Below are 23,661 nucleotides of genomic sequence, written 5' to 3'. Positions count from 1 at the left end.
TTTCTCTTGTATATATGTATAGAAACGAACAGATAACCGTATACTGTTACTACTATGGCGAAGGAGTCGAAAATATGAGTACAAACTATCGTCTTTTCAGTAAAAAAACAAATCCCTTTCGAAAGCATATGGATGAGCCGACCATTACAGATGATTTAGCAACTGCCCTATATGAATACCTTCCAGATAAAACTTCGATTCCAACAGTAATCGTTTGTATAGGAACAGATCGCTCGACCGGTGATTCGCTAGGACCCATCATTGGCTCTAACCTCGAATCTCTGAATCTGGAAAACTTCCATGTGTTTGGCACATTAAAGGACCCGGTTCATGCTGTAAATTTACTTGAAAAAATCAACCTCATTGAACAAACCTTTGAGCAACCTTTTATTATTGCGATTGACGCTTGTTTAGGAAAAACAAAAAGTATTGGTGATATTACAGTAGCAAAAGGACCTGTGTCTCCAGGAGCCGCTGTTAAAAAGGAGCTACCAGCTGTGGGTGATATCCATTTAACTGGCATCGTTAATGTAGGGGGGATGATGGAATATTTTGTGTTACAAAATACACGCCTTTACACGGTAATGACAATGGCAGACATTATCTCTCGTGCCTTTTATCAAGTTGATAAGAAACTATCTGAGTCAAAGCCGTATTCTGTCACTCCTCTTGCATTTTCAAACAGGAAAAGTCCATTCAGTAATGCCTTTGCTTTTATGAAAACGGATAAATTTAAGCTTTAACAAAGGAAAGTACTCATGATTGGGTACTTTTTTGTATGAAAGTTAGTTAGGTGCGATATGCGGAGTTCTGCTCGTCGCTACCATGATTTTGATTTGCTCCGCATTGGAGGCTCTTTTTTTCGTTTCATTGCTGTACAAAAACAACGTTCATTTTTGTTGGTGGCGGAGCTGGTTTTGGCCTCGCTATGTGGGTTTTAGATGAAAGTTGGTGCTGAGCGAAAAAAAACGCCTCCTTCAACTAATTGAGGTAGCGTCATAGTGCAAATGATTAGTAGCACCATAATTATTTATGTTCTGATTTACTTCACCTATAAGTATCAATCTCTTCAACAGTTAGTAGTAGCTTTTCTATCATTAATAAACTTATGATAATATTATAATGGAATAATATATAAGATGGTTACGATACAAGCAACAACTGGGATACTCATTAATAAATTGGCCACTTTAATTTGCGTAAGTCCAAGTAAGTTCAGACCAATTGCGATTATTAAGATGCCTCCAACGGAAGTCATTTCTATAATGAAGGTGTCCATCAGTATATCAGGTACCCATGTGTTAATCTGACCCGCAAATAACGCAATTCCACCTTGATAAAGTATAACAGGAATGGCTGAAAGAGCTACTCCTATACCCATAGTTGAAGCAAAGATCAATGATGAAACACCATCTAGCAAGGATTTAGTAAACAACACCGAATGATCGCCCCTAAGTCCACTATCAAGTGCACCTAAAATTGCCATAGCACCTACTACATAAATAAGGGTTGTTGTTACAAAGGCTTTGGCTACTTTACCGTCTTGTGATGCTCCTAACCTTTTTTCGACCCAAAAACCAATTCGATTAAGCCAACCATCCACATTGAGTTTTTCCCCCAAGATTGCACCTATGACTAAGCTAGAGATAACGATAATAAATTGTTCTGTTTTTATCGCCATCGTGATCCCTAACACGATGATCGCTAGTGATAATGCTTGCATGACGGTAGTTTTTAAATTGTCTGATATTTGTTTAATTTGTAAGCCGATAAGAGCAGCAATAATAATGGCAGCTCCATTCACTAAAGTTCCAATTAATACCATTTCATTTACTTCTCCTCTTTTTTATGAAAGTTAGTGCTGATACTCATATGCGGAGTTCTACTCATCTGTACCGAAAATCATGCTCCGAGACAATCATGTGGCAGAGCTGAGCTCATCGGCTACACCGCTGGTTCTCAGCTCTGCCACTATGTCCCAAGGGAGTCTCCGCAAGGTCATCCGCTGGTTGACTGCTCATTCTCAAGTACAAATAACATTCTTTAAAATAAATAACAATAAAAATCAAAGTGAATAAAATGACACCCGTTAAAGAAGCAAAATCAAATTTAACAAAATTCAACCAGTTATAGGGCAAAATGAAATGGCTAGTGGATCTACTTCTCGTTATTTAGAATGCTGATGCGATTTGTTTGATAGCATCGATGAATGTATACACTTCATCTTCTGTATTATAAGGTCCAAAGCTTGCTCTTATTAAGCCTGTATCTATAGATGCTAGTGAATGGTGTGTTCTTGGAGCACAATGTAAGCCTGCTCGCACACAAATTTGATAATGCTGGTCAAGTATCATAGCAACTTCATGGCTGCCAATATTTTCAATACGAAAAGAAACAACGGCCATTTGCTCATTTCCCTGTTTCGGACTATAAATGGTGATATTAGAAATTGCTGCTAATCCTTCTAAGCAAATTCGTAACAAGTTTTGTTCATGTGTATATATTTTTTTTAGACTTTCTTGTTTAATAAACTCTAATCCAGCTAATAACCCAGCTACTCCTGGTGTATTTAAAGTTCCCGCTTCATATCTTTCCGGCCATGTAACAGGTTGGCCTGGTAACTCTGAATCACGACCCGTACCTCCAGTAATAAGCGGCTTTAACTGATAGTCTTCACGACTCATTAACACAGCGATTCCTTGTGGACCTAACATGCTTTTGTGTCCAGCAAAAGCTAATAAATCGATCCCTAGCTCTTCCATATTTATAGGTACAGTCCCCGCTGTTTGAGAGGCATCAACTAATAGAATAGCTCCATACTGCTTGGCCATTTCAGCTACTTTTTTTAAGTCTATCATTGCCCCTGTAACATTTGATGCGTGTGTTACCACCAACATTTTGGTCTGCTCTGTCATAACCATTTTCAGGTCGTTTACAGAAATAAATCCTTCTTCATTTGGTTCAACATATGTAACATCAATACGCTTTTCTTCTACTAATCGATTTAATGGTCTCAATACGGAATTATGTTCAAAAGCAGTCGTTACTACATGTTGGCCTTCTTCAAATGGAAACCCTAAAATAGCTTGATTAAGAGCCATGGTTGCATTTTGGTAAAACCAAACATGCTTACCTGCTGGTGCGTAAAAGAATGCTGCTAGTTCATTTCTAGTTTTTGTTATAGTTGCAGCTGCTCTTTCAGAAAGGGCATGCCCTCCCCTTCCCGGGTTAGCTCCATACTCATTAACCGCCGCGAGCATAGCCTCGCCTACCTCTTTTGGCTTTGGAAAAGAGGTAGCCGCATGATCAAAATATATCATTATCGTCTTCCTTTCATCAGTTCCAATATCTCTCCTATCATATCAAATTTACTTCATAACTCAAACTAGTAACAAAAAAGAGTTACCTATTTAGTTAGAAAACCAAATGGATAACCCTTCTATTATTTATTCGTTTGTATCATTTCCCATAAGGTGTAAAATTCTTTCTAAATCTTCTTCTGAGAAATAATCAATTTCAATTTTACCTTTTTTCTTTCCAGGTTTAATTGTAACTGAAGTTCCAAAATGTGCTTTTAATAAATCTTGTCTTTCCCTCAGAAAAGGAGATAGTGAAACCTTTTTTTGCTTTGTTTCACGTGAAACATCTTCATTTAAACGCTGAACCATTTGTTCAACTTCACGAACACTTAATTTTTCTTGAAGTATTTTCTCTAATAACAATGAGATTTTATTCTTATCTTTTAATCCTAGTAAAGCTCGTCCGTGCCCCATTGACAATTTACCGTCCGAAATAAATTGTTGAACAACTTGAGGTAATTGTAATAATCTTAAATGATTAGCAATATGAGGTCTACTTTTTCCAAGTTTTTTTGACAATTGTTCTTGTGTAACTTTTAGGTGCTCCATTAATCTTTGATATGCCCTAGCTTCTTCAATTGGATTTAAATCTTCTCGCTGAAGATTTTCAATTAAGGCGAGCTCCATCATTTTATCTTCTGATAACTCTTTAACAATAACAGGAATTCTCTCTAAACCTGCTAATTGGGCTGCACGGAAACGACGCTCACCAACGACGATTTCGAAACCTTTAAGACTCTGCCTAACCGTAATTGGCTGTAAAATACCATTTTCTTTAATTGAAATAGATAACTCTTCAATTGCTTCATCTGAAAATGTTTTACGTGGTTGATATGGATTTGGCCTTAAATCTTGTAACTCTACTTCCTCAATACGTGATTCTTTTTCCTCTTCGTGTTCCGGAAAGAAAGCTTGTAACCCTTTACCCAACCTTTTCGCCACTAGCCACCACTTCCTTTGCTAATTCTAAATAGACTTCAGCACCACGCGACTTAGGATCATAGATAATAATAGGTTTTCCATGACTTGGAGCTTCCCCTAAACGGACATTACGCGGAATAATGGAATCGAAAACTTTCTCTCTAAAGTATTTCTTAACTTCATCTATAACTTGAATACCAAGATTCGTTCTTGCATCAAGCATCGTTAATAAAACACCTTCTATGGCTAGTTCTGTATTTAAATGCTTTTGAACGAGACGCACTGTATTTAATAATTGGCTTAATCCTTCTAACGCGTAATATTCACATTGAACAGGAATTAAAACCGAATCAGCTGCTGTTAAAGCATTAATTGTTAACAAACCTAATGAAGGAGGACAATCAATAAAAATGTAATCATAATCTTTTGAAACAGTAGATAAAGCTCTTTTTAACCGCACTTCTCTTGAAATCGTTGGGACTAACTCAATTTCTGCCCCTGATAGTTGGATTGTAGATGGGATAATATCAAGGTTTTCAACTGTCGTTTTTTTAATCACTTGCTTTGCTTCAACATCTTCTACTAAAACGTCATACACACATTCTTCAACATCGCCTTTTTCAACGCCTGTCCCACTTGTTGCATTGCCTTGAGGGTCAATATCAACGAGTAATACACGCTTTCCTATATATGCTAAACAAGCACTAAGGTTAACAGATGTTGTGGTTTTACCTACGCCGCCTTTTTGATTTGCTACAGCGATGATTTTAGCCATGCTGTCACCCTCTTTCCATCCTAACATTCAAAAATTTCATGTACGTTTTCATTTTAACACAGTTTTATAAAAATCGTTTTATAAAGTTATCTTGTATTTAAAAAATATAGAAGATAGTTTTACATATTTGTGTTTTTACTGGAATTTTGTATGGAAGTGGACTAAAGCTCAAGTGCTCTTCTTCGAAGATCGCTACGGGAATGAGGGGCACGCTTTCCGCAGGCGGGCGCTGAGATCCACTTGGGTTGGTGCAGGCTTCTTGGTTCCAAGAAGCAAAGCCATATGAACAAAAGGCCATCAGTTAACGAGCTAAAACGCAAAACCCTACTTTCATTTTTGTTGGTGATGAGTTGCATGGCAAGTCATCATGAAAGTTTGTATGAAAGTGTACAAAAAAACGATAAGTAATGGTTGGCTTACTTATCGTTACGGTAGCTTATTTGTTTTTGGGTATACGAATTGTGAATTGGTAGTATTCATCGTGTTCTTCTTCATCTGTGTCGACATGAAGTCCGCTCTTTGCAACCATATCTAAAGATTGGCGAATCGTATTCATAGCAATTCTCATATCTTTTGAATAGGATTTCCTAGTTGCTTTTTTCTTAGGTTCTTTTTCTTCTGGGCCAGCTAATATTAACTTAACTTGCTCTTCCGTTTGCTTAACATTTAAACCTTCTTCAAGTACTTTTTCGAGTACTTGATTTTGTAAAGCTTCGTCCTTTAAAGCTAATAATGAACGTGCGTGTCTTTCCGAGATTTCCTTAGTTAGAATAGCATGCTGTACACGTTCTGGTAAATGTAATAAACGCAATTTATTGGCAATGGTTGATTGACCCTTACCTAACCTCTGAGCTAAGCTCTCTTGAGTTAATTGGTGAATTTCTATTAGTTTCGCGTATGCAATAGCTTCTTCAATAGCGGTTAAGCCTTCCCGTTGTAAATTTTCAATTAAAGCGATAGAAGCAGTCTGCGAATCATTAAATTCTTTAACAATAGCCGGAATTTTATCCCACCCTAAAGAAGTGACCGCTCTCCAGCGACGTTCACCTGCGATAATTTCATATTTACCGTCTCTTTTGCGCACAACAATTGGTTGAATAACACCGTGTGTTTTTATCGTTTGTGCTAATTCATCAATTCTTTCCTCATCAAAAATTGTACGCGGTTGAAATCGATTGGGAACGATTTCTGAGATGTTGATTTCCTTAACTTCTTCGCCACGTTCAATTAATTCGTCAGCTTCTTCACTTTGCTTATCATTAAAGCCAAATAGGCGTGAGAACGGCTGCTTCATCGCCTAACACCACCTTTAATATTAACCATCTCTTCTATATTCGACATGATTAATTTCTTTCCTGCTTTCCCAATCCCTTTTTCACTTTTTTGCAAAAAAATTCTTTTCAAGTAGACCCCTCCACTAATCAAAGATATGTTTCACGTGAAACATCTAATCTATAACTCTACTATTTGATAAAGAGTAACATATGTACACCTCACCATTTTAACACAGCCTCTACTTAACGAGAGGCTGCTTATTTGGTGTTCCTGGTTTTCGTGGATACTTCTTCGGTGTCTTCTTTTCCTTCTTTATGATGATAATATGTCTTTCACTATCTTCCTCTGGTAACGTTAGAGAACAATCTTCAATCAGCTTTCCGCCTAATGTTTGAATGGCATGTTTTCCATCAGCTAATTCCTCATTAGAGCTTGCACCTTTTAAAGCGACAAAATCACCACCAACTTTAACAAATGGTAAACATAGTTCTGATAGTACAGACATCCTTGCTACTGCTCTTGCTGTTACCACATCATACTGCTCTCTATGATTAGGATTTTTAGCAAAAGTTTCTGCACGGTCATGGAAAAAATGCACGTGTTTAAGCTGAAGTTCTTTTGCTAAATGGTTAAGGAAACCAATTCGTTTATTTAATGAATCAACAATATGCACTTCTAAATCTGGAAATAGAATTTTGATTGGTAAACTTGGGAATCCTGCCCCTGCTCCAACATCTAATAGCTTTTGACCTGGCTTGAATGAATAATGAAAACTTGCTGTAATTGAATCAAAAAAATGTTTCAAATAAACATCTTCCTCGGCAGTCAAAGCTGTGAGATTCATTTTTTCATTCCATTCTACAAGTACTTCAAAATAGCGTTGGAATTGCCAGATCTGATGTTCAGATAACTCTATACCCTTTTCTTTTAACGTCTTAACAAATAACTCTTTATTCATAAAAGCCTCCAGCTTAGTCGATTTTCGCGAGTCTTCCTTGTTCAATATACACAAGTAAAATGGAAATATCAGCAGGGTTTACTCCTGAAACACGAGATGCTTGCCCTACAGATAATGGTCTTACTTGACTTAGCTTTTGCTTTGCTTCAGTTGCTAGACCATTAATCGCAAAATAATCGAGATTCTCTGGAATCTTTTTATTATCCATTTTTTTTGCTCGTTCTACTTGTTGTAACTGTTTCTCAATATAACCTTCGTATTTAACTTGAATTTCTACTTGTTCTGATACATCCTCACCTAATGGTTTTTCTGGTGCAGGAATGACTGAAGCAATATCCTCATAACTTAACTCAGGACGCTTTAAGAAAGCTGATGCTCTTACAGCCTCTTGTAAAGGTGTAGAATTTACTTTTTCTAATAAAGCAGCTACTTCTTTTGATGGCTTGACAATAATTCCTTCAAGTCTTAGTTTTTCCTCTTCTATTTGAGCCTTTTTCTCTTGGAAACGATTATAACGTTCTTTAGAAATCATACCAATCTCATGGCCAAGATCTGTTAAGCGCAAATCCGCATTATCGTGGCGAAGAAGTAATCGGTACTCTGCTCTTGATGTTAATAATCGATAAGGTTCACTTGTCCCTTTTGTTACTAAGTCATCAATTAATACGCCAATATAAGCTTGAGAGCGATCGAGAATCACACCATCTTTTCCTTGGGACTTCCTTGCTGCATTAATACCTGCCATGATGCCTTGACCTGCCGCTTCTTCATAACCAGAAGTTCCATTGATTTGACCAGCCGTGAAGAGATTCTCAATTTTTTTCGTTTCTAAAGTTGGCCAAAGCTGAGTAGGTACCATTGCATCATACTCTATCGCATAACCTGGGCGCATCATTCTTACTTCTTCAAGGCCAGGAATGGATTTTAGCATTTTCAATTGAACATCCTCTGGTAAACTTGTTGATAAGCCTTGAACATATACTTCCGTTGTATTACGACCTTCAGGCTCAAGGAAAATCTGATGTCTAGGTTTATCATTAAATCGAACAATCTTATCCTCAATAGACGGACAATAACGTGGACCTGTTCCTTCAATCATTCCTGAATACATAGGAGAACGAGTTAAATTCGAGTTAATAATTTCATGTGTTTCGGAACTTGTATAAGTTAACCAACAAGGCAATTGATCGGTAATATACTTCGTGGTCTCATACGAGAATGCTCGAGGTTTGTCGTCCCCTGGCTGTATTTCCGTTTTATCGTAATCAATAGAGCTACCATTAACACGTGGTGGTGTACCTGTTTTGAAACGAACTAGGTCAAAACCAAGCTCTTTTAAATGCTCAGATAGTTTAATGGAGGGTTGCATATTATTAGGTCCACTTTCATAAGAAAGTTCACCAAGTATAATTCGACCACGCAAATAAGTACCTGTCGTAATCACTACTGACTTACTGCGATATTCCGCCCCCGTGTTCGTAATAACTCCCTTACAAATACCATCCTCAATAATTAAACGATCGACCATTCCTTGACGTAACAAAAGGTTTTCTTGTTCCTCAATCGTTTTTTTCATTTCATGCTGATATAAAAATTTATCCGCTTGTGCTCTTAATGCACGGACAGCTGGCCCCTTGCCCGTATTTAACATTCTCATCTGAATATGTGTTTTATCAATATTACGACCCATCTCTCCACCGAGAGCGTCAATTTCCCGTACAACAATTCCTTTCGCAGGTCCACCGACCGATGGGTTACACGGCATAAAAGCAACAGCATCTAAATTAAGAGTTAACATTAATGTATTGGCACCCATGCGGGCTGCTGCAAGGCCAGCCTCTACTCCTGCATGCCCTGCACCAATAACAATAACATCAAATTCTCCACCTTGATAATTCATTTAAATAACCTCCTTTACCTTTCTATTTCCCTAAACAAAATTGTGAGAATAACTGATCTAATAAACTATCCTGCACACTATCCCCAATAATCTCTCCTAAGAGTTCCCACGTTCTCGTGACATCAATTTGAACAAGATCAATAGGAACTCCCATATCTATTGCAGCCATTGCATCTTCAATGGTTGATTTTGATTGCTCAAGTAAAGCGATATGGCGTGAATTTGAGACATAGGTCACATCTTCCGCTTCTAATCCACCCGAGAAAAATAGACTTGCTATCGCTTGCTCTAAATCTTCAACACCGCTGTCCTCAATAAGGGATGTTGTTACTAATGGTCGTCCCTCATTTAGATGCTTTACACGCTCTATATCAATTTTTCTCTCTTGGTCGGTTTTATTAACAATCACAATGACGTTCATCTTTTCTACAGCTTTAAACAAAGCAACATCTTCATCTGTTAAATCATCACCGTTATTTAATACAAGTAAAATAAGCTCTGCTTCCTTGAGAACTTGCCTTGAACGCTCAACGCCAATTCTCTCGACGATATCTTCGGTCTCTCTAATTCCAGCAGTATCAACTAAACGTAACGGAACACCTCGTACATTGACGTACTCTTCAATAACGTCTCTTGTTGTACCCGGTATGTCAGTTACAATCGCTTTATTTTCATGTACTAAACTATTTAATAAAGAAGACTTTCCGACATTAGGTCGTCCAATAATAACTGTTGATAGGCCCTCTCTAACAATTTTACCTTGCTCAGCGGTCTGAAGTAATTTCTCAATTTCAGAAATAACAAAACTTGCCTTTGTTTTTAGCAAATCATGAGTCATCGTTTCCGCATCATATTCGGGATAATCAATATTTACTTCTACATTTGCAACCGTCTCGAGCAGAGCTTGTCTTAATGTTTGTATTTTTTTAGATAAGCGACCTTCTACTTGGTTTAAAGCTATATTCATTGCTTTATCAGTTTTAGCTCTGATTAAATCCATTACGCCTTCAGCTTGTGATAAATCGATTCTTCCATTTAAAAACGCACGCTTTGTAAATTCACCTGGTTCAGCTAATCGTGCCCCATTCTTTAATACGAGCTGAAGTACACGATTAACTGACATAATTCCACCATGACAATTAATTTCTATAACATCTTCACGAGTGAACGTTTTCGGTGCTCTCAGGACAGATACCATTGCCTCTTCCACACGCTCTTGTGTTTTAGGATCAATAAGATGACCATACACAATTGTATGAGATGGAACCTCTTGTAGAGATTTCTTTCCTATATATATTTTATCTGCAATTTGAATGGCTTCGTCTCCACTTAATCGAACGATGCCTATTGCTCCTTCTCCAAGTGCCGTTGATACGGCTGCAATTGTATCGAATTCCATAATAACACCTTTCCTCTATTCACTCTTCTATACATAGTCTTGTTATTGTCACATGACCGTTCATCTATATCCTTCTATTTTAACCGATTATCGTAAAAATTTCTTCTTTTATGTTTGATTATCCACATTCATTTAGTTTAACCTATTCGTGTAAAACTTAAGCGTTTATCCACATGTGAATAACAAAGCTCCAATTTTTAAGCATAGCATAAGTAACATGTAAATTAAAGATGGTAGTTTTGTATGAAAGATACCCTAAAAGCGATATACTCTTCTTCAAAGATCGCTCCGGGAATGGGGGCACGCTTTCCGCAGGCGGGCGCTGAGCTAACTTGCTAACGCAAGTGGATCTCAGCCTGCCCTTCCCTCCTGCAGGAGTCGGCCCCTATTCCCTCCGCTAGAGTTTAAGCTTATAATCATTCGCACTAACTTTCATACAATGAATGAAGAGTAATAAAAGCTAACAAAACAAAGGCATATGAACAAAGTGCCTCCAGCTCATATGCCAAGTCTGCTTTGGCAGTATTCTCGTCTATTCAACAGAATTTGATTTTTTTCTTCCTCTTTTGCTCATCCATTTTTTGGTGTTAACATTTGTTATTACCTATTATTATTTGTTTTGCTACTAAGCGTTTAATTTGTATTATAGATGATGTTTGTATTTTTTTATTACAATTGAATTTTTATTTTTGCATATAAAAAAGAGCCACATTTTGTGACTCTCTTTTTGATTTATTTCTTTGATTTCTCAGGGGCAATGACGATATGTCGATTCATCCCTTTTCCTTGTGAATATGTTTCAACACCAACCGTTTGTTGTAATGATGTATGAATGATTTTTCTTTCTCCAGCACTCATAGGTTCTAATACAACTCTTTGTTTTTGCCTTAACACTTTTTGACTCACACGGTGAGCAAGCTGCTCAAGAGCTTTTCTTCGTTTTTGTCGATAATTTTCGGTGTCTAGTTGAATTCTCACATAGTGATCATCCTCTGAATTAGCGACTAGATTCGTCAAATATTCTAACGAATCGAGCGTTTGTCCTCTTTTACCTATTAATCGACCCAAATCGTCCTGACCCTTTATCTCAAATAAGATAAAATCGGTTTTCTCATGTTTGACAATCTCAATTGAGATCCCCATTTCTTCAATAACCTCTTTTAGAAAAGAATAACCTAAATCGACCGCATCAGGTTTTACATAAGCCTTAATTATTGCAGGTTTTACTCCTATAATTCCTAAGAAACCCTTTTGCGGTTGTTCAATCACTTCATAGTGAAGACGTTCTTGTGTTGTCCCCAATTCCATCAGTGCTTTTGAAATCGCTTCTTCAATCGACTTACCTGACACAGTTAATTCGGTCATTTATTTCTTCCCTCCTGATTTTGCCGCTTTCTCATCTTTTCTTTTACTCGCTTGAGGACCAGTAATAAAGTAAGTTTGGGCAATCATATAGAAGTTACCAACAACCCAGTATAATGTAAGTGCCGCTGGGAAGAAGAAGGCAAATACGGCGATCATAACTGGCATCACCACTAATAAGACCTTCATTTGTGGATTGTCTTGTACCATCATCATCTTCTGTTGAATATAAGTAGTAATACCAGCAATAAACGGTAGGATATAGTCCGGCTGATCTAAAGCGAACCATAAGAAGCTACCATCACCGATATCCGTTCTCATAATCGCATGATATAACGCAAGTAAAATTGGCATTTGAACTAAGATAGGTAAACAACCTGCTAGTGGGTTTACACCTCTCTCTTGCCATAAAGCCATCATTTCTTGCTGAAGTTTCTGTTGTGTTTTCTGATCTTTTGCACTGTATTTCTCTTGTAACTTTTTAATTTCAGGCTGGATTTGCTGCATCGCTTTAGCACTTCTTGTTTGTTTAATCATTAATGGTAACATAATCGTTCTTAACATAATCGTTACCACTACAATCGCCCAACCAAAGCTTCCATTAAAAAAGTCCGCAAGTTGGATGATTAACCATGATAAAGGATAAACAAAGAAAGAATTCCAAAATCCTTCACTCTCACTAGTAATCGGCTGATCTATCTCAAAACAACCTGTTAAGAGAAGAAGCACCGCAATCATCGCTGCTGCAAGGCTATACTTCTTGAGCACAAGCTCTCCTCCTTGTCCATCATTCATTTTCATCTATATCACCGTTTAAAAATAGACAAAACGGGAAATAAAACATTAATCATTTTTAAACTGTTGCTTTTTATGTTTTTTTAAATAACGCCCTTTTCTTAATACGTGTAAAAGACTTGCTTCTACCTCTGCATACTCCATCGTCGCAACTGGCTTTCTCGCTATTACAACAAAATCATACTCAGTATGTAGCCTTTCTTTATACGTTTGAAAAAAAGTACGGATCATTCGTTTCACTCGATTTCTCGTCACGGCATTTCCAACCTTTTTACTGACAGACAAGCCAAGGCGAAATTGATTTTGTTCCTCTTTTGCTAGTGCATAAATAACAAATTGACGATTAGCAACTGATGTTCCTTTATTAAAAACAAGTGAAAATTCCTTGTTCTTTTTTATTCGTTGCTCTTTTTTCATTATATCCACCTCAAACTAGCCTACTTTATAAATAAATTGGAAAAAGACCACTGATTTTCAGTGGCCTATGCAGATAGCACTTTTCTTCCTTTTTGACGACGACGAGCAAGTACTTTACGTCCGTTCTTAGTGCTCATACGTGCACGGAAACCATGTACTTTTTTACGTTTACGATTATTTGGTTGAAATGTTGGTTTTCCCATTTATAACACCCCCCTCGAGGATATATTCCTAATTAAACTTCATAAAAAGACATTCTTGTAAATTATACGGAACATAAGGGCATGTTGTCAAGAACTCTTATTAATCTGTTCAACACTTGCCATCAAAATTACTTTTTCAATCATGACGTTGTATAGTGTAGCGCAAACTTTCACCTATTCCTACCTGTGGATAATTTCCATCCGACAAAATTCTCCCTATCCCCATATTTATCGACAACTTGTTCACATATCTTGTGTTGTGGACAACGATTCAACACAACATCCTGTGCTTTGTGGATAAATAAATAAAGCCGTTGCGGTAGAAGGTTTTTTTTGCTATGATTAATATGTTTTCACTCGTGGACGACTATATAAACATAAAAACCTGTCCACAGCCTGTGGGTAAGGTTGTGGACAGGTTTTTAATTGTGTGTATCTTCTTTTCCACAACATACGTGGATATGTTAAAACTGACACTTTTCTACTATATTATATATATCTCCACAAAATCTGTGTTTTTATGTTTATACACCGTCATGCAGCACCTTATACAAAACTTATACACCCGAAAATAAACTCTGTCATTCCTTCATGTAGCAAGTGCGATAACAGAGATTTTTAAATTTATTTGCAAACCTTTATACCTATTAGTACTTGAAGAAAAGGAGGTTCATCCGTTGGAAAATATTCATGATTTATGGGAACGTGTCTTAGCTGAAATGAAGAAAAAAGTGAGAGGCCCCAGCTATGATACATGGTTAAAATCAACAACTGCACGTGATATCCAAAATGAAGTTATTATAATTAAAGCACCAAATGAATTTGCAAGGGATTGGTTAGAAGATCATTACTCTGAACTAACCTCTGAGACAATCGAAGAACTAACGGGTGTACGTTTAAACCCAAAGTTCATTATTCCCGAGCATAAATCGGATGAAGATTTCTTTTTAGAGCCGACTCCAAAAAAGCAACCGGCAGCAGATGCCAATGCTACGTCAATCTCGACGAAATCGATGCTAAATGATAAATATACCTTTAATACTTTTGTTATTGGCTCTGGCAACCGTTTTGCCCATGCGGCTTCTCTCGCTGTAGCAGAAGCACCAGCGAAAGCCTATAATCCTTTATTTATTTATGGAGGAGTGGGCTTAGGGAAAACACATTTAATGCATGCAATTGGTCATTATGTGATGGATCATAATCCAAATGCTAAAGTTGTTTATTTGTCCTCTGAAAAATTCACAAATGAGTTCATTAATGCGATCCGAGATAATAAAGCAGTCAACTTCCGGAATAAATATAGAAATGTTGATGTTTTATTAATTGATGATATTCAGTTTTTAGCGGGAAAAGAACAAACACAGGAAGAATTTTTCCATACATTTAATGCCTTACATGAGGAATCGAAACAAATTGTCATTTCTAGTGACAGACCACCAAAAGAAATACCAACACTAGAGGACCGTTTGCGTTCTCGTTTTGAATGGGGATTAATAACAGATATTACACCACCAGATTTAGAAACGCGTATTGCGATCCTCCGAAAAAAAGCTAAAGCAGAGAATTTAGATATCCCTAATGAAGTGATGTTATATATCGCTAATCAGATCGATACAAATATCCGTGAATTAGAAGGAGCACTTATTCGTGTTGTCGCCTATTCATCTCTCATTAATCAAGATATGAATGCTGACCTAGCTGCTGAAGCATTAAAAGATATTATTCCTAATTCAAAACCAAGAGTGATCACGATTATTGATATTCAAAAAGCCGTTGGTGAGTATTTTCAAGTGAAGTTAGAAGATTTTAAAGCAAAGAAGAGAACGAAATCTGTCGCATTTCCACGACAAATTGCGATGTATCTATCAAGAGAATTAACCGATTCTTCTTTACCTAAGATAGGTAGTGAATTCGGTGGCCGCGATCATACGACGGTCATTCATGCCCATGAAAAGATTTCTAAGCTACTATCTGCTGATCATGAGCTACAAAAGACCGTTCAAGAAATTAATGAACGATTAAAAGCGTAGTGGAAACTGTTTATAACTTCCTTTCATTCGCGCACAGGATATCCACATCTGGATAACTTGCTATTTATCAGTTTTTTGGTCTTATCCACATAATCACAGGCCCTATTACTATTACTACTATATTTTTTTAAAAGAATTATATTAAAAGGAGCTTTTTTCTATGCATTTTTTTATTGACCGCGAACGATTTGTTCATGATATTCAGCATGTGGCAAAAGCTGTCTCATCAAGAACAACGATTCCTATCTTAACGGGTATTAAAATTGTCGCCAATTCAGATGGTGTCACTTTAACAGGAAGTGACTCTGATATTTCTATTGAGACCTTTATTCCCCTAGAAGATGGAGACAAACAATTCATCACATTAAAACAAGAAGGTAGTATTGTTTTACAAGCTAAATATTTCCCTGATATCGTAAAGAAATTACCTGGTGACGAAGTTGAGATCATCGTACAAGATCAATTTGCAGCCACAATCAAATCAGGATCGGCTGTCTTTAATCTTAATGGTTTAGATCCAGAAGAATATCCACGCTTGCCGCAGTTAGAAGAAGATTTATTATTTCGCCTACCACAAGACATGTTAAAAAATATGATTCGTCAAACTGTGTTCGCTGTGTCCACTCAAGAAACACGCCCCGTATTGACAGGTGTAAACTTAGAATCGACTCACGGGGAATTGGTCTGTACTGCAACAGATAGTCATCGTTTGGCTTTAAGGAAAACGAAGATAGAACGAAATGATGATGAACTCAATTTTGAGAATGTGGTTATCCCAGGAAAAAGCATGAATGAATTAAATAAGATTATTGAAGATAGTCAAGAGTTGATCGATGTTGTTGTAACGGAAAACCAAATTTTATTTAAGTTAAATAATTTATTATTCTTCTCGCGATTATTAGAGGGAAAGTACCCTGTAACGAAAAATATGATTCCAAACCAAAGTAAAACGACGATTTTCTTACAAACGAAGCCGTTGTTACAAGCGTTGGAACGTGCTTTATTACTTTCAAAAGAAGCCAAAAATAATGTCATTACTTTAAAAACATTAGAAGATGGAATGATTGAAATTACGTCTGTTTCTGCTGAGGTAGGTAAAGTAACAGAAAAAATTCAAAGTCAATCACTCGAAGGCGAGGAAATGCGTATTTCCTTTAATGGAAAAAATGTCATTGATGCTTTAAAAGTAATTGATAGTGAAGAGATGAAGGTAGAATTTACTGGAGCGATGAGTCCTTTTGTGATTAGACCGATTGAACAGGAGCATTATTTACACTTATTCTCGCCTGTTCGTACGTATTAATCGTTGGTAGACTCACATTTTTTAGATGAGACTTGGCGAGAATCATTTCGTTTAGTACAATAGAGACAAGATAAAAGCGACGAATGAAAAGACAGCATTTCACTAATTGATTTGCTGTCTTGCCTTTGATACTCAATATTTTAGAAAGAAAGTAGAGTGGGAACATGGATACGATTTCTATTTCTAGCCCTTATATCACCTTAGGACAATTACTAAAAGAAGTTGGTGCCATTGACACAGGTGGGATGGCCAAATGGTATTTAAGTGAATATGACGTCTACGTAAACGATGAGCTTGAAAATCGTCGTGGAAAAAAACTAGTTCATGGGAATATCGTACGACTTCATGATGGAGCCAAATATGAGATTCAATCGATATAGAGGGTTGTTGAATGTATATTAAATCACTATCCGTTAAGCACTTTCGGAATTATGGAAGTGCTGAAGCTGTATTTGACCCTAAAGTAAATGTTTGTATCGGTGAAAATGCCCAAGGGAAAACGAATATGATTGAAGCTATCTATGTTCTTGCCCTAGCCAAGTCACATCGAACGTCTAATGACAAGGAATTAATAGGTTGGGGAGAGGATTTTGCTAGAATTGAAGGAGAATTCGTGAGAAAAAATTCATCTGTGAAATTAGATGTCATTATCTCAACCAAAGGGAAAAAAGTAAAAATAAATGGACTTGAGCAAAGAAAGTTAAGTGAATATATTGGGGCTGTAAATGTTGTCATGTTTGCACCAGAGGACTTAAACCTCGTAAAGGGTAGCCCACAAGGTAGACGTAAATTTCTTGATAGAGAGCTTGGGCAAATAAATCCGTTATATTTATATCACTTAGGTTTATATCAAAAAGTATTGTTGCAGCGTAATCAATTATTGAAGCAGCTCCAAGTAAATAAAGGCCCTAAGGACATGCTTGATATTTTAACTGAGCAAATGATTCCTTTAGCAGGCGAGATTATTCATAAACGTTTTCGTTTTTTGAAGCAACTACAAGCTTGGGCAAAAGGAATTCATGCTGATATTAGCCGTGATAAAGAAGAATTAGAAATCGCATATTTATCATCTACTAACGTATCAGAAGAGCAAGACTTGACGAAAATAAAAGATATACTCTATCAAACATATACGGAGAAAAAACAAAAGGAAATTCAGCGTGGTGTTACTTTGTTTGGACCTCATCGTGATGATTTAGGTTTTGAGGTCAACGGTCGAAACGTTCAAACCTATGGCTCACAAGGGCAACAAAGAACGACAGCACTTTCTTTAAAATTAGCAGAGATTGAATTAATTCATGAAGAAATTGGTGAATACCCGATCCTTTTATTAGACGACGTTTTATCTGAATTAGATGATTATCGTCAGTCCCATTTAATCGATACCATTCAAAAAAAGGTGCAGACTTTTGTTACAACAACAAATTTGGCTGGAGTACATAAACAAGCGTTGGAGCAAGCGAAGATTTTTGACGTTCATCAAGGTACGATACAATTACAAGGAGAGGGTGAGTGATAGATTGTTTATCCATTTAGGTGGCGATATGGTTGTAAGAGCAAAAGAAGTGATTGCAATATTAAGTCGAGATGTGCAAGAATCCTCGAATTTGACAAGTGCTTATTTGCAGCAAGAGAAAAAACGGAAGAAATCAGTTGTCATTAGTGAGGATTTTATTAAATCTATTGTTATAACCGACCATGTTGTATACTACTCACCTGTTTCTTCCGGTACGTTAAAAAAACGAGCGGTAGCAACGTCTGATTTAGATTTACAATTAGAAGAAAAGCACTAGCTCTAGCTTGAATAGAGTTCACATATAGAAGTATGAATTCATGTTTGAAAGAATAGAGAATGAAGGTGAAGAACTTGTCGAATGAACAGCTTTCTGAACAACAATCCTATGATGCGAGTCAAATACAAGTCTTAGAAGGTCTTGAGGCCGTTAGGAAACGACCTGGTATGTACATTGGCTCTACGAGTGTTCGAGGCCTACATCATCTCGTTTGGGAAATTGTAGACAACAGTATTGATGAAGCGATGGCGGGATACTGTGACCAAATTGATGTCTTAATTGAGGAAGATAATAGTATCACTGTGCAGGATAATGGACGAGGTATCCCTGTTGGAATTCATGAGAAGATGGGCAGACCTGCAGTTGAAGTCATTATGACGGTGCTGCATGCAGGGGGTAAGTTTGGCGGTGGAGGCTATAAGGTTTCTGGTGGACTGCACGGTGTTGGTGCATCGGTTGTAAATGCCTTATCAACACTACTTGAAGTTGAAATTGAAAGAGATGGGAAAGTCTATCACCAGCAATATCATCGTGGAGTGCCTGCAGCTGATTTGGCGGTTATTGGCGATAGTGAAAATTCTGGTACAAAAACACACTTTAAACCGGATCCTGAGATTTTCCAAGAATCAATCGTTTATGATTATGATACATTAGCTTTACGTTTACGAGAGTTAGCATTTTTAAATAAAGGCTTAACGATTACGATTACGGATAAACGTGAAGGTGGAAAATCTGATACGTATTATTACGAAGGCGGAATCGCTTCATTTGTGAAGCATCTAAATCGTTCAAAAGAAGTTTTACATGAAGAGCCCATCCACATTGAAGGTGAAAAGGATGGTTTAACGGTTGAGGTTGCTGTTCAATATAACGATGGGTATGTCGGCAACTTATATTCTTTTGCTAATAATATTAGTACGCATGAAGGTGGAACGCATGAATCTGGTTTTAAGACGGGGTTAACTCGTGTTATTAATGATTATGCTAGAAAAAATAGTTTATTGAAAGAAAATGACCCTAATTTAACAGGGGACGATGTTCGTGAAGGCTTAACAGCGATTATTTCTGTTAAGATTCCTGATCCTCAATTTGAAGGGCAAACGAAAACAAAACTAGGAAACAGTGAAGCTCGTACGATTACGGATTCACTATTTTCAGAGCATTTTGCTCGTTTCTTAATTGAAAATCCACAGGTTGGACGAAAGATTGTCGAAAAAGGTTTAATGGCTTCTAGAGCTCGTGAAGCGGCTAAAAAAGCTCGTGAATTAACAAGAAGAAAAAGTGCATTAGAGGTAAGTGCTTTACCAGGGAAACTAGCAGACTGTTCTTCAAAAGATGCGTCCATTAGTGAGATATATATCGTAGAGGGTGATTCAGCTGGAGGTTCGGCTAAACAAGGTCGCGATCGACATTTCCAAGCTATTCTGCCTTTAAGAGGTAAAATTATTAATGTCGAAAAAGCTCGTTTAGATAAAATCTTAGCAAATAATGAAATTAGAGCGATGATCACAGCATTTGGTACAGGTGTTGGTGGTGATTTTGATATAGAAAAAGCTAGATATCATAAAATTATTATTATGACGGATGCAGATGTTGATGGTGCTCATATTCGTACATTACTTTTGACATTTTTCTATCGTTACATGAGGCCGTTATTAGATTACGGATATATTTATATTGCTCAACCGCCATTGTATAAAGTCTCACATGGCAAGGATATTCGTTATGCTTATGTACAAAAAGAACTAGAACCACTGATTGCGTCTTTCCCAGAAGGTGCAAAATTAGGGATTCAACGTTACAAAGGTTTAGGGGAGATGAACCCTGGCCAGCTTTGGGAAACGACGATGGACCCAGAACATCGTACACTTTTACAAGTAACTTTAGAGGATGCGATAAAAGCGGATGAAATCTTTGAAGTACTGATGGGGGATCGAGTCGAGCCGCGTCGTGATTTTATACAAGAAAATGCGGAATACGTTGAGAATCTTGATATCTAGTTGGAGGTTTAAGGAATGGCTGAACAGGAACAATCAAGAGTTAAAGAAATAAATATAGCCAATGAAATGAAAGCATCGTTTATGGATTATGCGATGAGTGTTATTGTGAGTCGTGCCTTACCAGATGCCCGTGATGGCTTAAAGCCGGTGCACCGTCGTATCCTTTATGCGATGAATGATCTAGGTATGACAGCGGATAAGGCTTATAAAAAGTCTGCTCGTATTGTTGGTGAAGTTATTGGTAAATATCACCCACATGGTGACTCGGCCGTTTATGAAACGATGGTAAGGATGGCCCAAGATTTTAGTTACCGTTATATGCTTGTAAATGGGCATGGTAACTTTGGTTCGATTGATGGCGATTCTGCTGCTGCGATGCGTTATACAGAGGCAAAAATGTCGAAAATATCAATGGAGCTACTCCGTGATATTAATAAAGACACGATTGATTATACGGATAACTACGATGGCTCAGAAAGAGAGCCTGTTGTATTACCAGCGAGATTTCCTAACCTTTTAGTGAATGGTGCTTCAGGGATTGCCGTTGGTATGGCTACGAATATTCCACCACATCAATTAGGTGAAGTCATTGATGGAGTTTTAGCTTTATCAAATAATCCCGATATTGATATCCCTGAGCTTATGGAATACATCCCGGGTCCTGATTTTCCTACGGGGGCAGAGATTATTGGTCGATCAGGTATTCGTAAAGCTTACCAGACGGGACGAGGTTCAATTACTCTTCGTGCCAAAACAGAAATATTAGAACATAATGGAAAACCAAGGATTGTTGTATCTGAAATTCCTTTTCAGGTGAATAAAGCAAAATTAATTGAAAAAATTGCTGAACTTGTTCGGGAAAAGAAAATAGAAGGTATTACGGATCTGCGTGATGAGTCTGATCGTGACGGATTAAGAGTTGTGATCGAGTTACGTCGTGATGTAAATGCCAATGTTTTATTAAATAATTTATATAAACAAACTTCTCTACAAACTAGCTTTGGTATTAATCTACTTGCTCTTGTTGATGGACGACCGAAACTACTGAATTTGAAAGAAGCTTTAGAGCAATACTTAAAGCATCAAGTTGAGGTTATTCGCCGTCGTACCTCATTCGAATTGCGTAAAGCAGAGGCACGTGCTCATATTTTAGAAGGGTTACGAATTGCTCTTGATCATATTGATGAGATTATTAGTTTGATTCGTGCTTCGCAGACAACAGATATAGCTCGAAATGGTTTAATGGAAAACTATCAATTAAGCTATGAGCAAGCGCAAGCGATTTTAGATATGCGATTACAGCGTTTAACTGGTTTAGAGCGTGATAAAATCGAAGGTGAATATCAAGAATTATTAGCTCGAATTGCTGAGTTACAAGCGATTTTAGCAGATGATCAGAAGGTTCTTGAAATTATTCGTGAAGAGTTACTTGAAATTAAAGCGAAATTTAATGATGAGCGTCGTACGATTATTTCCATGAATGAGGAGCAATTTGAGGATGAGGATTTAATCCCACGTCAAAATATTGTTATTACGCTCACTCATAATGGATATATTAAACGTTTACCTATTTCGACGTATCGTAGCCAAAGAAGAGGTGGAAAAGGAATTCAAGGTATGGGCACAAACGATAATGATTTCGTTTCGCAGCTCTTTACTACGAATACACACCATACGATTCTCTTTTTCTCAAATAAGGGTAAGGTGTATCGTTTAAAAGGCTATGAGATTCCTGAGTTAGGCAGAACGGCAAAAGGCATTCCGATTATAAATCTTTTACAAATAGATTCGGATGAATTTATTAGTACCGTTATTCCCATTGAAGAGTTTAAGGATGATGAGTTCTTATTCTTCTTAACGAAAAAAGGTATTGCTAAGAGAACGCAATTATCGTCATTTGCTAATATTCGAAAAGGTGGCCTATTTGCCATTAATATTAGAGAAGATGATGAATTACATGGTGTTCGACTTACGAATGGTGAACAAGAGATCATCATTGGTACTAAAAATGGAATGGCCATTCGTTTCCATGAAAATGATGTTCGTCTAATGGGACGTACAGCAGGTGGCGTAAAAGGGATTTCCTTAAAAGAAGATGATTACGTTGTTGGAATGGATATTATTGAAGATGGCCATCAAGTACTGATCGTGACGGAGAAAGGTTACGGAAAGCGTACACCTATAGAAGAATATCGAATTCAAAACCGTGGTGGTAAAGGAATTAAAACCTCAAATATTACGGATAAAAACGGAGCTTTAGTCGCTCTTAAAATTGTTTCAGATGATCATGATATTATGATTATTACCGTATCAGGTGTTATTATCCGTACGCAGGTAGAAGGTATTTCTATTACTGGACGTAATACTCAAGGGGTAAAGGTCATCCGTATTGGAGAAGGCGAAGAGGTTGCAACCGTGGCAAGAGTAGATATCGATGAAGATGATGTTGTTGATGAGGAATTAGAGGAAGTCAACGATACAACAGACGCTGATGAAGCTTCACCAGTAGAACAGGTGAAAGAAGATACAGAAGAAGAGGAATAACTCAAAGAGGGAGGGATATAACCCTCTTTAAATACAAAAAAACGAGTCGTGTGAACAGAATGTTGTTCAGGAGACTCGTTTTTTGTTTCATTTTAGGTGCAAATGGACTTAGTTGGTGACGTGTAATGGTGAACTTTCTTAAGTTCACCGCCATGAGGGCAATGCCTAGTTCGCTATAAACATTGATCATATTTAGTTTATAAATTTTTCGAACGAGGAAAAGAAATTATAAGTAGTTATCAGACCGAACCGGAATGAAACATATCATCCAGCACCTAAGTGATTTATATAGAGAATAAAAGTTTTAAAGGGTAAATAAAGTTAAAGAATCACTTGCAAACCTATAATAATATAATTTAAATAAAATTATTTTTAAAAAAACATTGCGTTTCTGATAGTAGAATGTTATATTAATATACGTCGCTAAGACATCAGCTATTGAAGCTTCTTAGTTTACTATAAGAAGCTAACGGTTAAAAAATTTTTAAAAAAGTTATTGACTCAGAATGCTGAAAATGATATATTAGATAAGTCGCCAATGAGCGATAAAAAGTTCTTTGAAAACTGAACAAAAGCCAAGCGAATTAAAGAGATACAAGGTATCTCGTCAATTGTTAGTCACATTTT

20 protein-coding genes are annotated in these 23,661 nt (G+C 37.0%); 8 read left to right on the top strand and 12 right to left on the bottom strand.

Annotated elements, in window-relative coordinates:
* The first annotated feature begins 74 nt into the window (after window positions 1–74).
* Window positions 75–743, top strand: coding sequence for a spore protease YyaC (gene yyaC, locus PQ479_RS20120; RefSeq protein WP_047986617.1), 669 nt, complete (start codon window positions 75–77; stop codon window positions 741–743).
* Between the two features lie 374 nt (window positions 744–1,117).
* Here the strand turns inward: yyaC and PQ479_RS20115 are convergent, their stop codons facing one another.
* The 12 genes from PQ479_RS20115 to rpmH form a co-directional block, all read right to left on the bottom strand.
* Window positions 1,118–1,825: a DUF554 domain-containing protein gene (locus PQ479_RS20115; protein WP_047986616.1), complete on the bottom strand. Its 708-nt coding sequence runs from the start codon at window positions 1,823–1,825 to the stop codon at window positions 1,118–1,120.
* A 346-nt stretch (window positions 1,826–2,171) separates the two neighbouring features.
* Window positions 2,172–3,320 (bottom strand): aminotransferase class V-fold PLP-dependent enzyme, encoded by a 1,149-nt coding sequence (locus tag PQ479_RS20110; RefSeq protein ID WP_047986615.1) that lies wholly within the window; start codon window positions 3,318–3,320, stop codon window positions 2,172–2,174.
* A gap of 126 nt (window positions 3,321–3,446) precedes the next feature.
* Window positions 3,447–4,301: a ParB/RepB/Spo0J family partition protein gene (locus tag PQ479_RS20105; RefSeq protein WP_047986614.1), complete on the bottom strand. Its 855-nt coding sequence runs from the start codon at window positions 4,299–4,301 to the stop codon at window positions 3,447–3,449.
* Window positions 4,282–5,055, bottom strand: coding sequence for a ParA family protein (locus PQ479_RS20100; RefSeq protein ID WP_047986613.1), 774 nt, complete (start codon window positions 5,053–5,055; stop codon window positions 4,282–4,284). The genes PQ479_RS20105 and PQ479_RS20100 overlap by 20 nt, the downstream gene beginning before the upstream one ends.
* Window positions 5,056–5,491: 436 nt before the next feature.
* On the bottom strand, window positions 5,492–6,349 hold the full coding sequence (gene noc / locus PQ479_RS20095; RefSeq protein WP_047986612.1) for a nucleoid occlusion protein: 858 nt from the start codon (window positions 6,347–6,349) through the stop codon (window positions 5,492–5,494).
* 219 nt (window positions 6,350–6,568) lie between these two features.
* Window positions 6,569–7,288: a 16S rRNA (guanine(527)-N(7))-methyltransferase RsmG gene (rsmG, locus tag PQ479_RS20090; protein ID WP_047986611.1), complete on the bottom strand. Its 720-nt coding sequence runs from the start codon at window positions 7,286–7,288 to the stop codon at window positions 6,569–6,571.
* Window positions 7,289–7,301: 13 nt separating this feature from the next.
* Window positions 7,302–9,188, bottom strand: coding sequence for a tRNA uridine-5-carboxymethylaminomethyl(34) synthesis enzyme MnmG (gene mnmG / locus PQ479_RS20085; RefSeq protein WP_047986610.1), 1,887 nt, complete (start codon window positions 9,186–9,188; stop codon window positions 7,302–7,304).
* Window positions 9,189–9,210: 22 nt separating this feature from the next.
* Entirely contained in the window at window positions 9,211–10,587 is a 1,377-nt protein-coding gene (gene mnmE / locus PQ479_RS20080) for a tRNA uridine-5-carboxymethylaminomethyl(34) synthesis GTPase MnmE (RefSeq protein WP_047986609.1), read from the bottom strand.
* Window positions 10,588–11,319: 732 nt separating this feature from the next.
* Entirely contained in the window at window positions 11,320–11,952 is a 633-nt protein-coding gene (gene jag / locus PQ479_RS20075) for an RNA-binding cell elongation regulator Jag/EloR (protein ID WP_047986608.1), read from the bottom strand.
* Complete coding sequence (spoIIIJ, locus tag PQ479_RS20070; protein WP_047987017.1) at window positions 11,953–12,717, bottom strand: YidC family membrane integrase SpoIIIJ; 765 nt, start codon at window positions 12,715–12,717, stop codon at window positions 11,953–11,955.
* A gap of 75 nt (window positions 12,718–12,792) precedes the next feature.
* Complete coding sequence (gene rnpA, locus PQ479_RS20065; RefSeq protein WP_047986607.1) at window positions 12,793–13,161, bottom strand: ribonuclease P protein component; 369 nt, start codon at window positions 13,159–13,161, stop codon at window positions 12,793–12,795.
* 65 nt (window positions 13,162–13,226) lie between these two features.
* Window positions 13,227–13,364 carry a 50S ribosomal protein L34 gene (gene rpmH, locus PQ479_RS20060; RefSeq protein WP_047986606.1) on the bottom strand — a complete coding sequence of 46 codons (138 nt, stop codon included), beginning with the start codon at window positions 13,362–13,364 and terminating at the stop codon, window positions 13,227–13,229.
* 677 nt (window positions 13,365–14,041) lie between these two features.
* Here rpmH and dnaA point away from each other — a divergent pair.
* The 7 genes from dnaA (at window position 14,042) to gyrA (ending at window position 23,034) form a co-directional block, all read left to right on the top strand.
* Window positions 14,042–15,394: a chromosomal replication initiator protein DnaA gene (gene dnaA / locus PQ479_RS20055; RefSeq protein ID WP_047986605.1), complete on the top strand. Its 1,353-nt coding sequence runs from the start codon at window positions 14,042–14,044 to the stop codon at window positions 15,392–15,394.
* Window positions 15,395–15,554: 160 nt separating this feature from the next.
* Entirely contained in the window at window positions 15,555–16,697 is a 1,143-nt protein-coding gene (dnaN, locus tag PQ479_RS20050; RefSeq protein WP_047986604.1) for a DNA polymerase III subunit beta, read from the top strand.
* A 164-nt stretch (window positions 16,698–16,861) separates the two neighbouring features.
* Window positions 16,862–17,077, top strand: a complete 216-nt coding sequence (gene yaaA, locus PQ479_RS20045; protein WP_047986603.1) for a S4 domain-containing protein YaaA — start codon at window positions 16,862–16,864, stop codon at window positions 17,075–17,077.
* 11 nt (window positions 17,078–17,088) lie between these two features.
* Window positions 17,089–18,213 (top strand): DNA replication/repair protein RecF, encoded by a 1,125-nt coding sequence (gene recF / locus PQ479_RS20040; protein ID WP_047986602.1) that lies wholly within the window; start codon window positions 17,089–17,091, stop codon window positions 18,211–18,213.
* A 4-nt stretch (window positions 18,214–18,217) separates the two neighbouring features.
* The gene (gene remB / locus PQ479_RS20035) at window positions 18,218–18,490 is read left to right on the top strand and encodes an extracellular matrix regulator RemB (RefSeq protein ID WP_047987016.1); all 273 of its coding nucleotides are present in this window, start codon (window positions 18,218–18,220) and stop codon (window positions 18,488–18,490) included.
* A gap of 59 nt (window positions 18,491–18,549) precedes the next feature.
* Window positions 18,550–20,490, top strand: coding sequence for a DNA topoisomerase (ATP-hydrolyzing) subunit B (gene gyrB / locus PQ479_RS20030; protein ID WP_047986601.1), 1,941 nt, complete (start codon window positions 18,550–18,552; stop codon window positions 20,488–20,490).
* 15 nt (window positions 20,491–20,505) lie between these two features.
* The gene (gyrA, locus tag PQ479_RS20025) at window positions 20,506–23,034 is read left to right on the top strand and encodes a DNA gyrase subunit A (RefSeq protein WP_047986600.1); all 2,529 of its coding nucleotides are present in this window, start codon (window positions 20,506–20,508) and stop codon (window positions 23,032–23,034) included.
* Window positions 23,035–23,661 lie beyond the last annotated feature (627 nt).

This window comes from Alkalihalobacillus pseudalcaliphilus (assembly GCF_028610675.1).
GTDB classification, from domain to species: Bacteria; Bacillota; Bacilli; order Bacillales; family Bacillaceae_D; genus Alkalihalobacillus; species Alkalihalobacillus pseudalcaliphilus.
This window is presented reverse-complemented; position numbering and strand designations above follow the sequence as displayed.

Coding starts and splice junctions, on each gene's coding strand:
- rnpA (WP_047986607.1), bottom strand. CDS start 13,161: ATGAAAAAAGAGCAACGAATAAAAAAGAACAAGGAATTTTCACTTGTT.
- mnmE (WP_047986609.1), bottom strand. CDS start 10,587: ATGGAATTCGATACAATTGCAGCCGTATCAACGGCACTTGGAGAAGGA.
- PQ479_RS20100 (WP_047986613.1), bottom strand. CDS start 5,055: ATGGCTAAAATCATCGCTGTAGCAAATCAAAAAGGCGGCGTAGGTAAA.
- yyaC (WP_047986617.1), top strand. CDS start 75: ATGAGTACAAACTATCGTCTTTTCAGTAAAAAAACAAATCCCTTTCGA.
- dnaN (WP_047986604.1), top strand. CDS start 15,555: ATGCATTTTTTTATTGACCGCGAACGATTTGTTCATGATATTCAGCAT.
- recF (WP_047986602.1), top strand. CDS start 17,089: ATGTATATTAAATCACTATCCGTTAAGCACTTTCGGAATTATGGAAGT.
- rpmH (WP_047986606.1), bottom strand. CDS start 13,364: ATGGGAAAACCAACATTTCAACCAAATAATCGTAAACGTAAAAAAGTA.
- noc (WP_047986612.1), bottom strand. CDS start 6,349: ATGAAGCAGCCGTTCTCACGCCTATTTGGCTTTAATGATAAGCAAAGT.
- yaaA (WP_047986603.1), top strand. CDS start 16,862: ATGGATACGATTTCTATTTCTAGCCCTTATATCACCTTAGGACAATTA.
- jag (WP_047986608.1), bottom strand. CDS start 11,952: ATGACCGAATTAACTGTGTCAGGTAAGTCGATTGAAGAAGCGATTTCA.
- gyrB (WP_047986601.1), top strand. CDS start 18,550: ATGAAGGTGAAGAACTTGTCGAATGAACAGCTTTCTGAACAACAATCC.
- PQ479_RS20110 (WP_047986615.1), bottom strand. CDS start 3,320: ATGATATATTTTGATCATGCGGCTACCTCTTTTCCAAAGCCAAAAGAG.
- mnmG (WP_047986610.1), bottom strand. CDS start 9,188: ATGAATTATCAAGGTGGAGAATTTGATGTTATTGTTATTGGTGCAGGG.
- gyrA (WP_047986600.1), top strand. CDS start 20,506: ATGGCTGAACAGGAACAATCAAGAGTTAAAGAAATAAATATAGCCAAT.
- PQ479_RS20115 (WP_047986616.1), bottom strand. CDS start 1,825: ATGGTATTAATTGGAACTTTAGTGAATGGAGCTGCCATTATTATTGCT.
- rsmG (WP_047986611.1), bottom strand. CDS start 7,288: ATGAATAAAGAGTTATTTGTTAAGACGTTAAAAGAAAAGGGTATAGAG.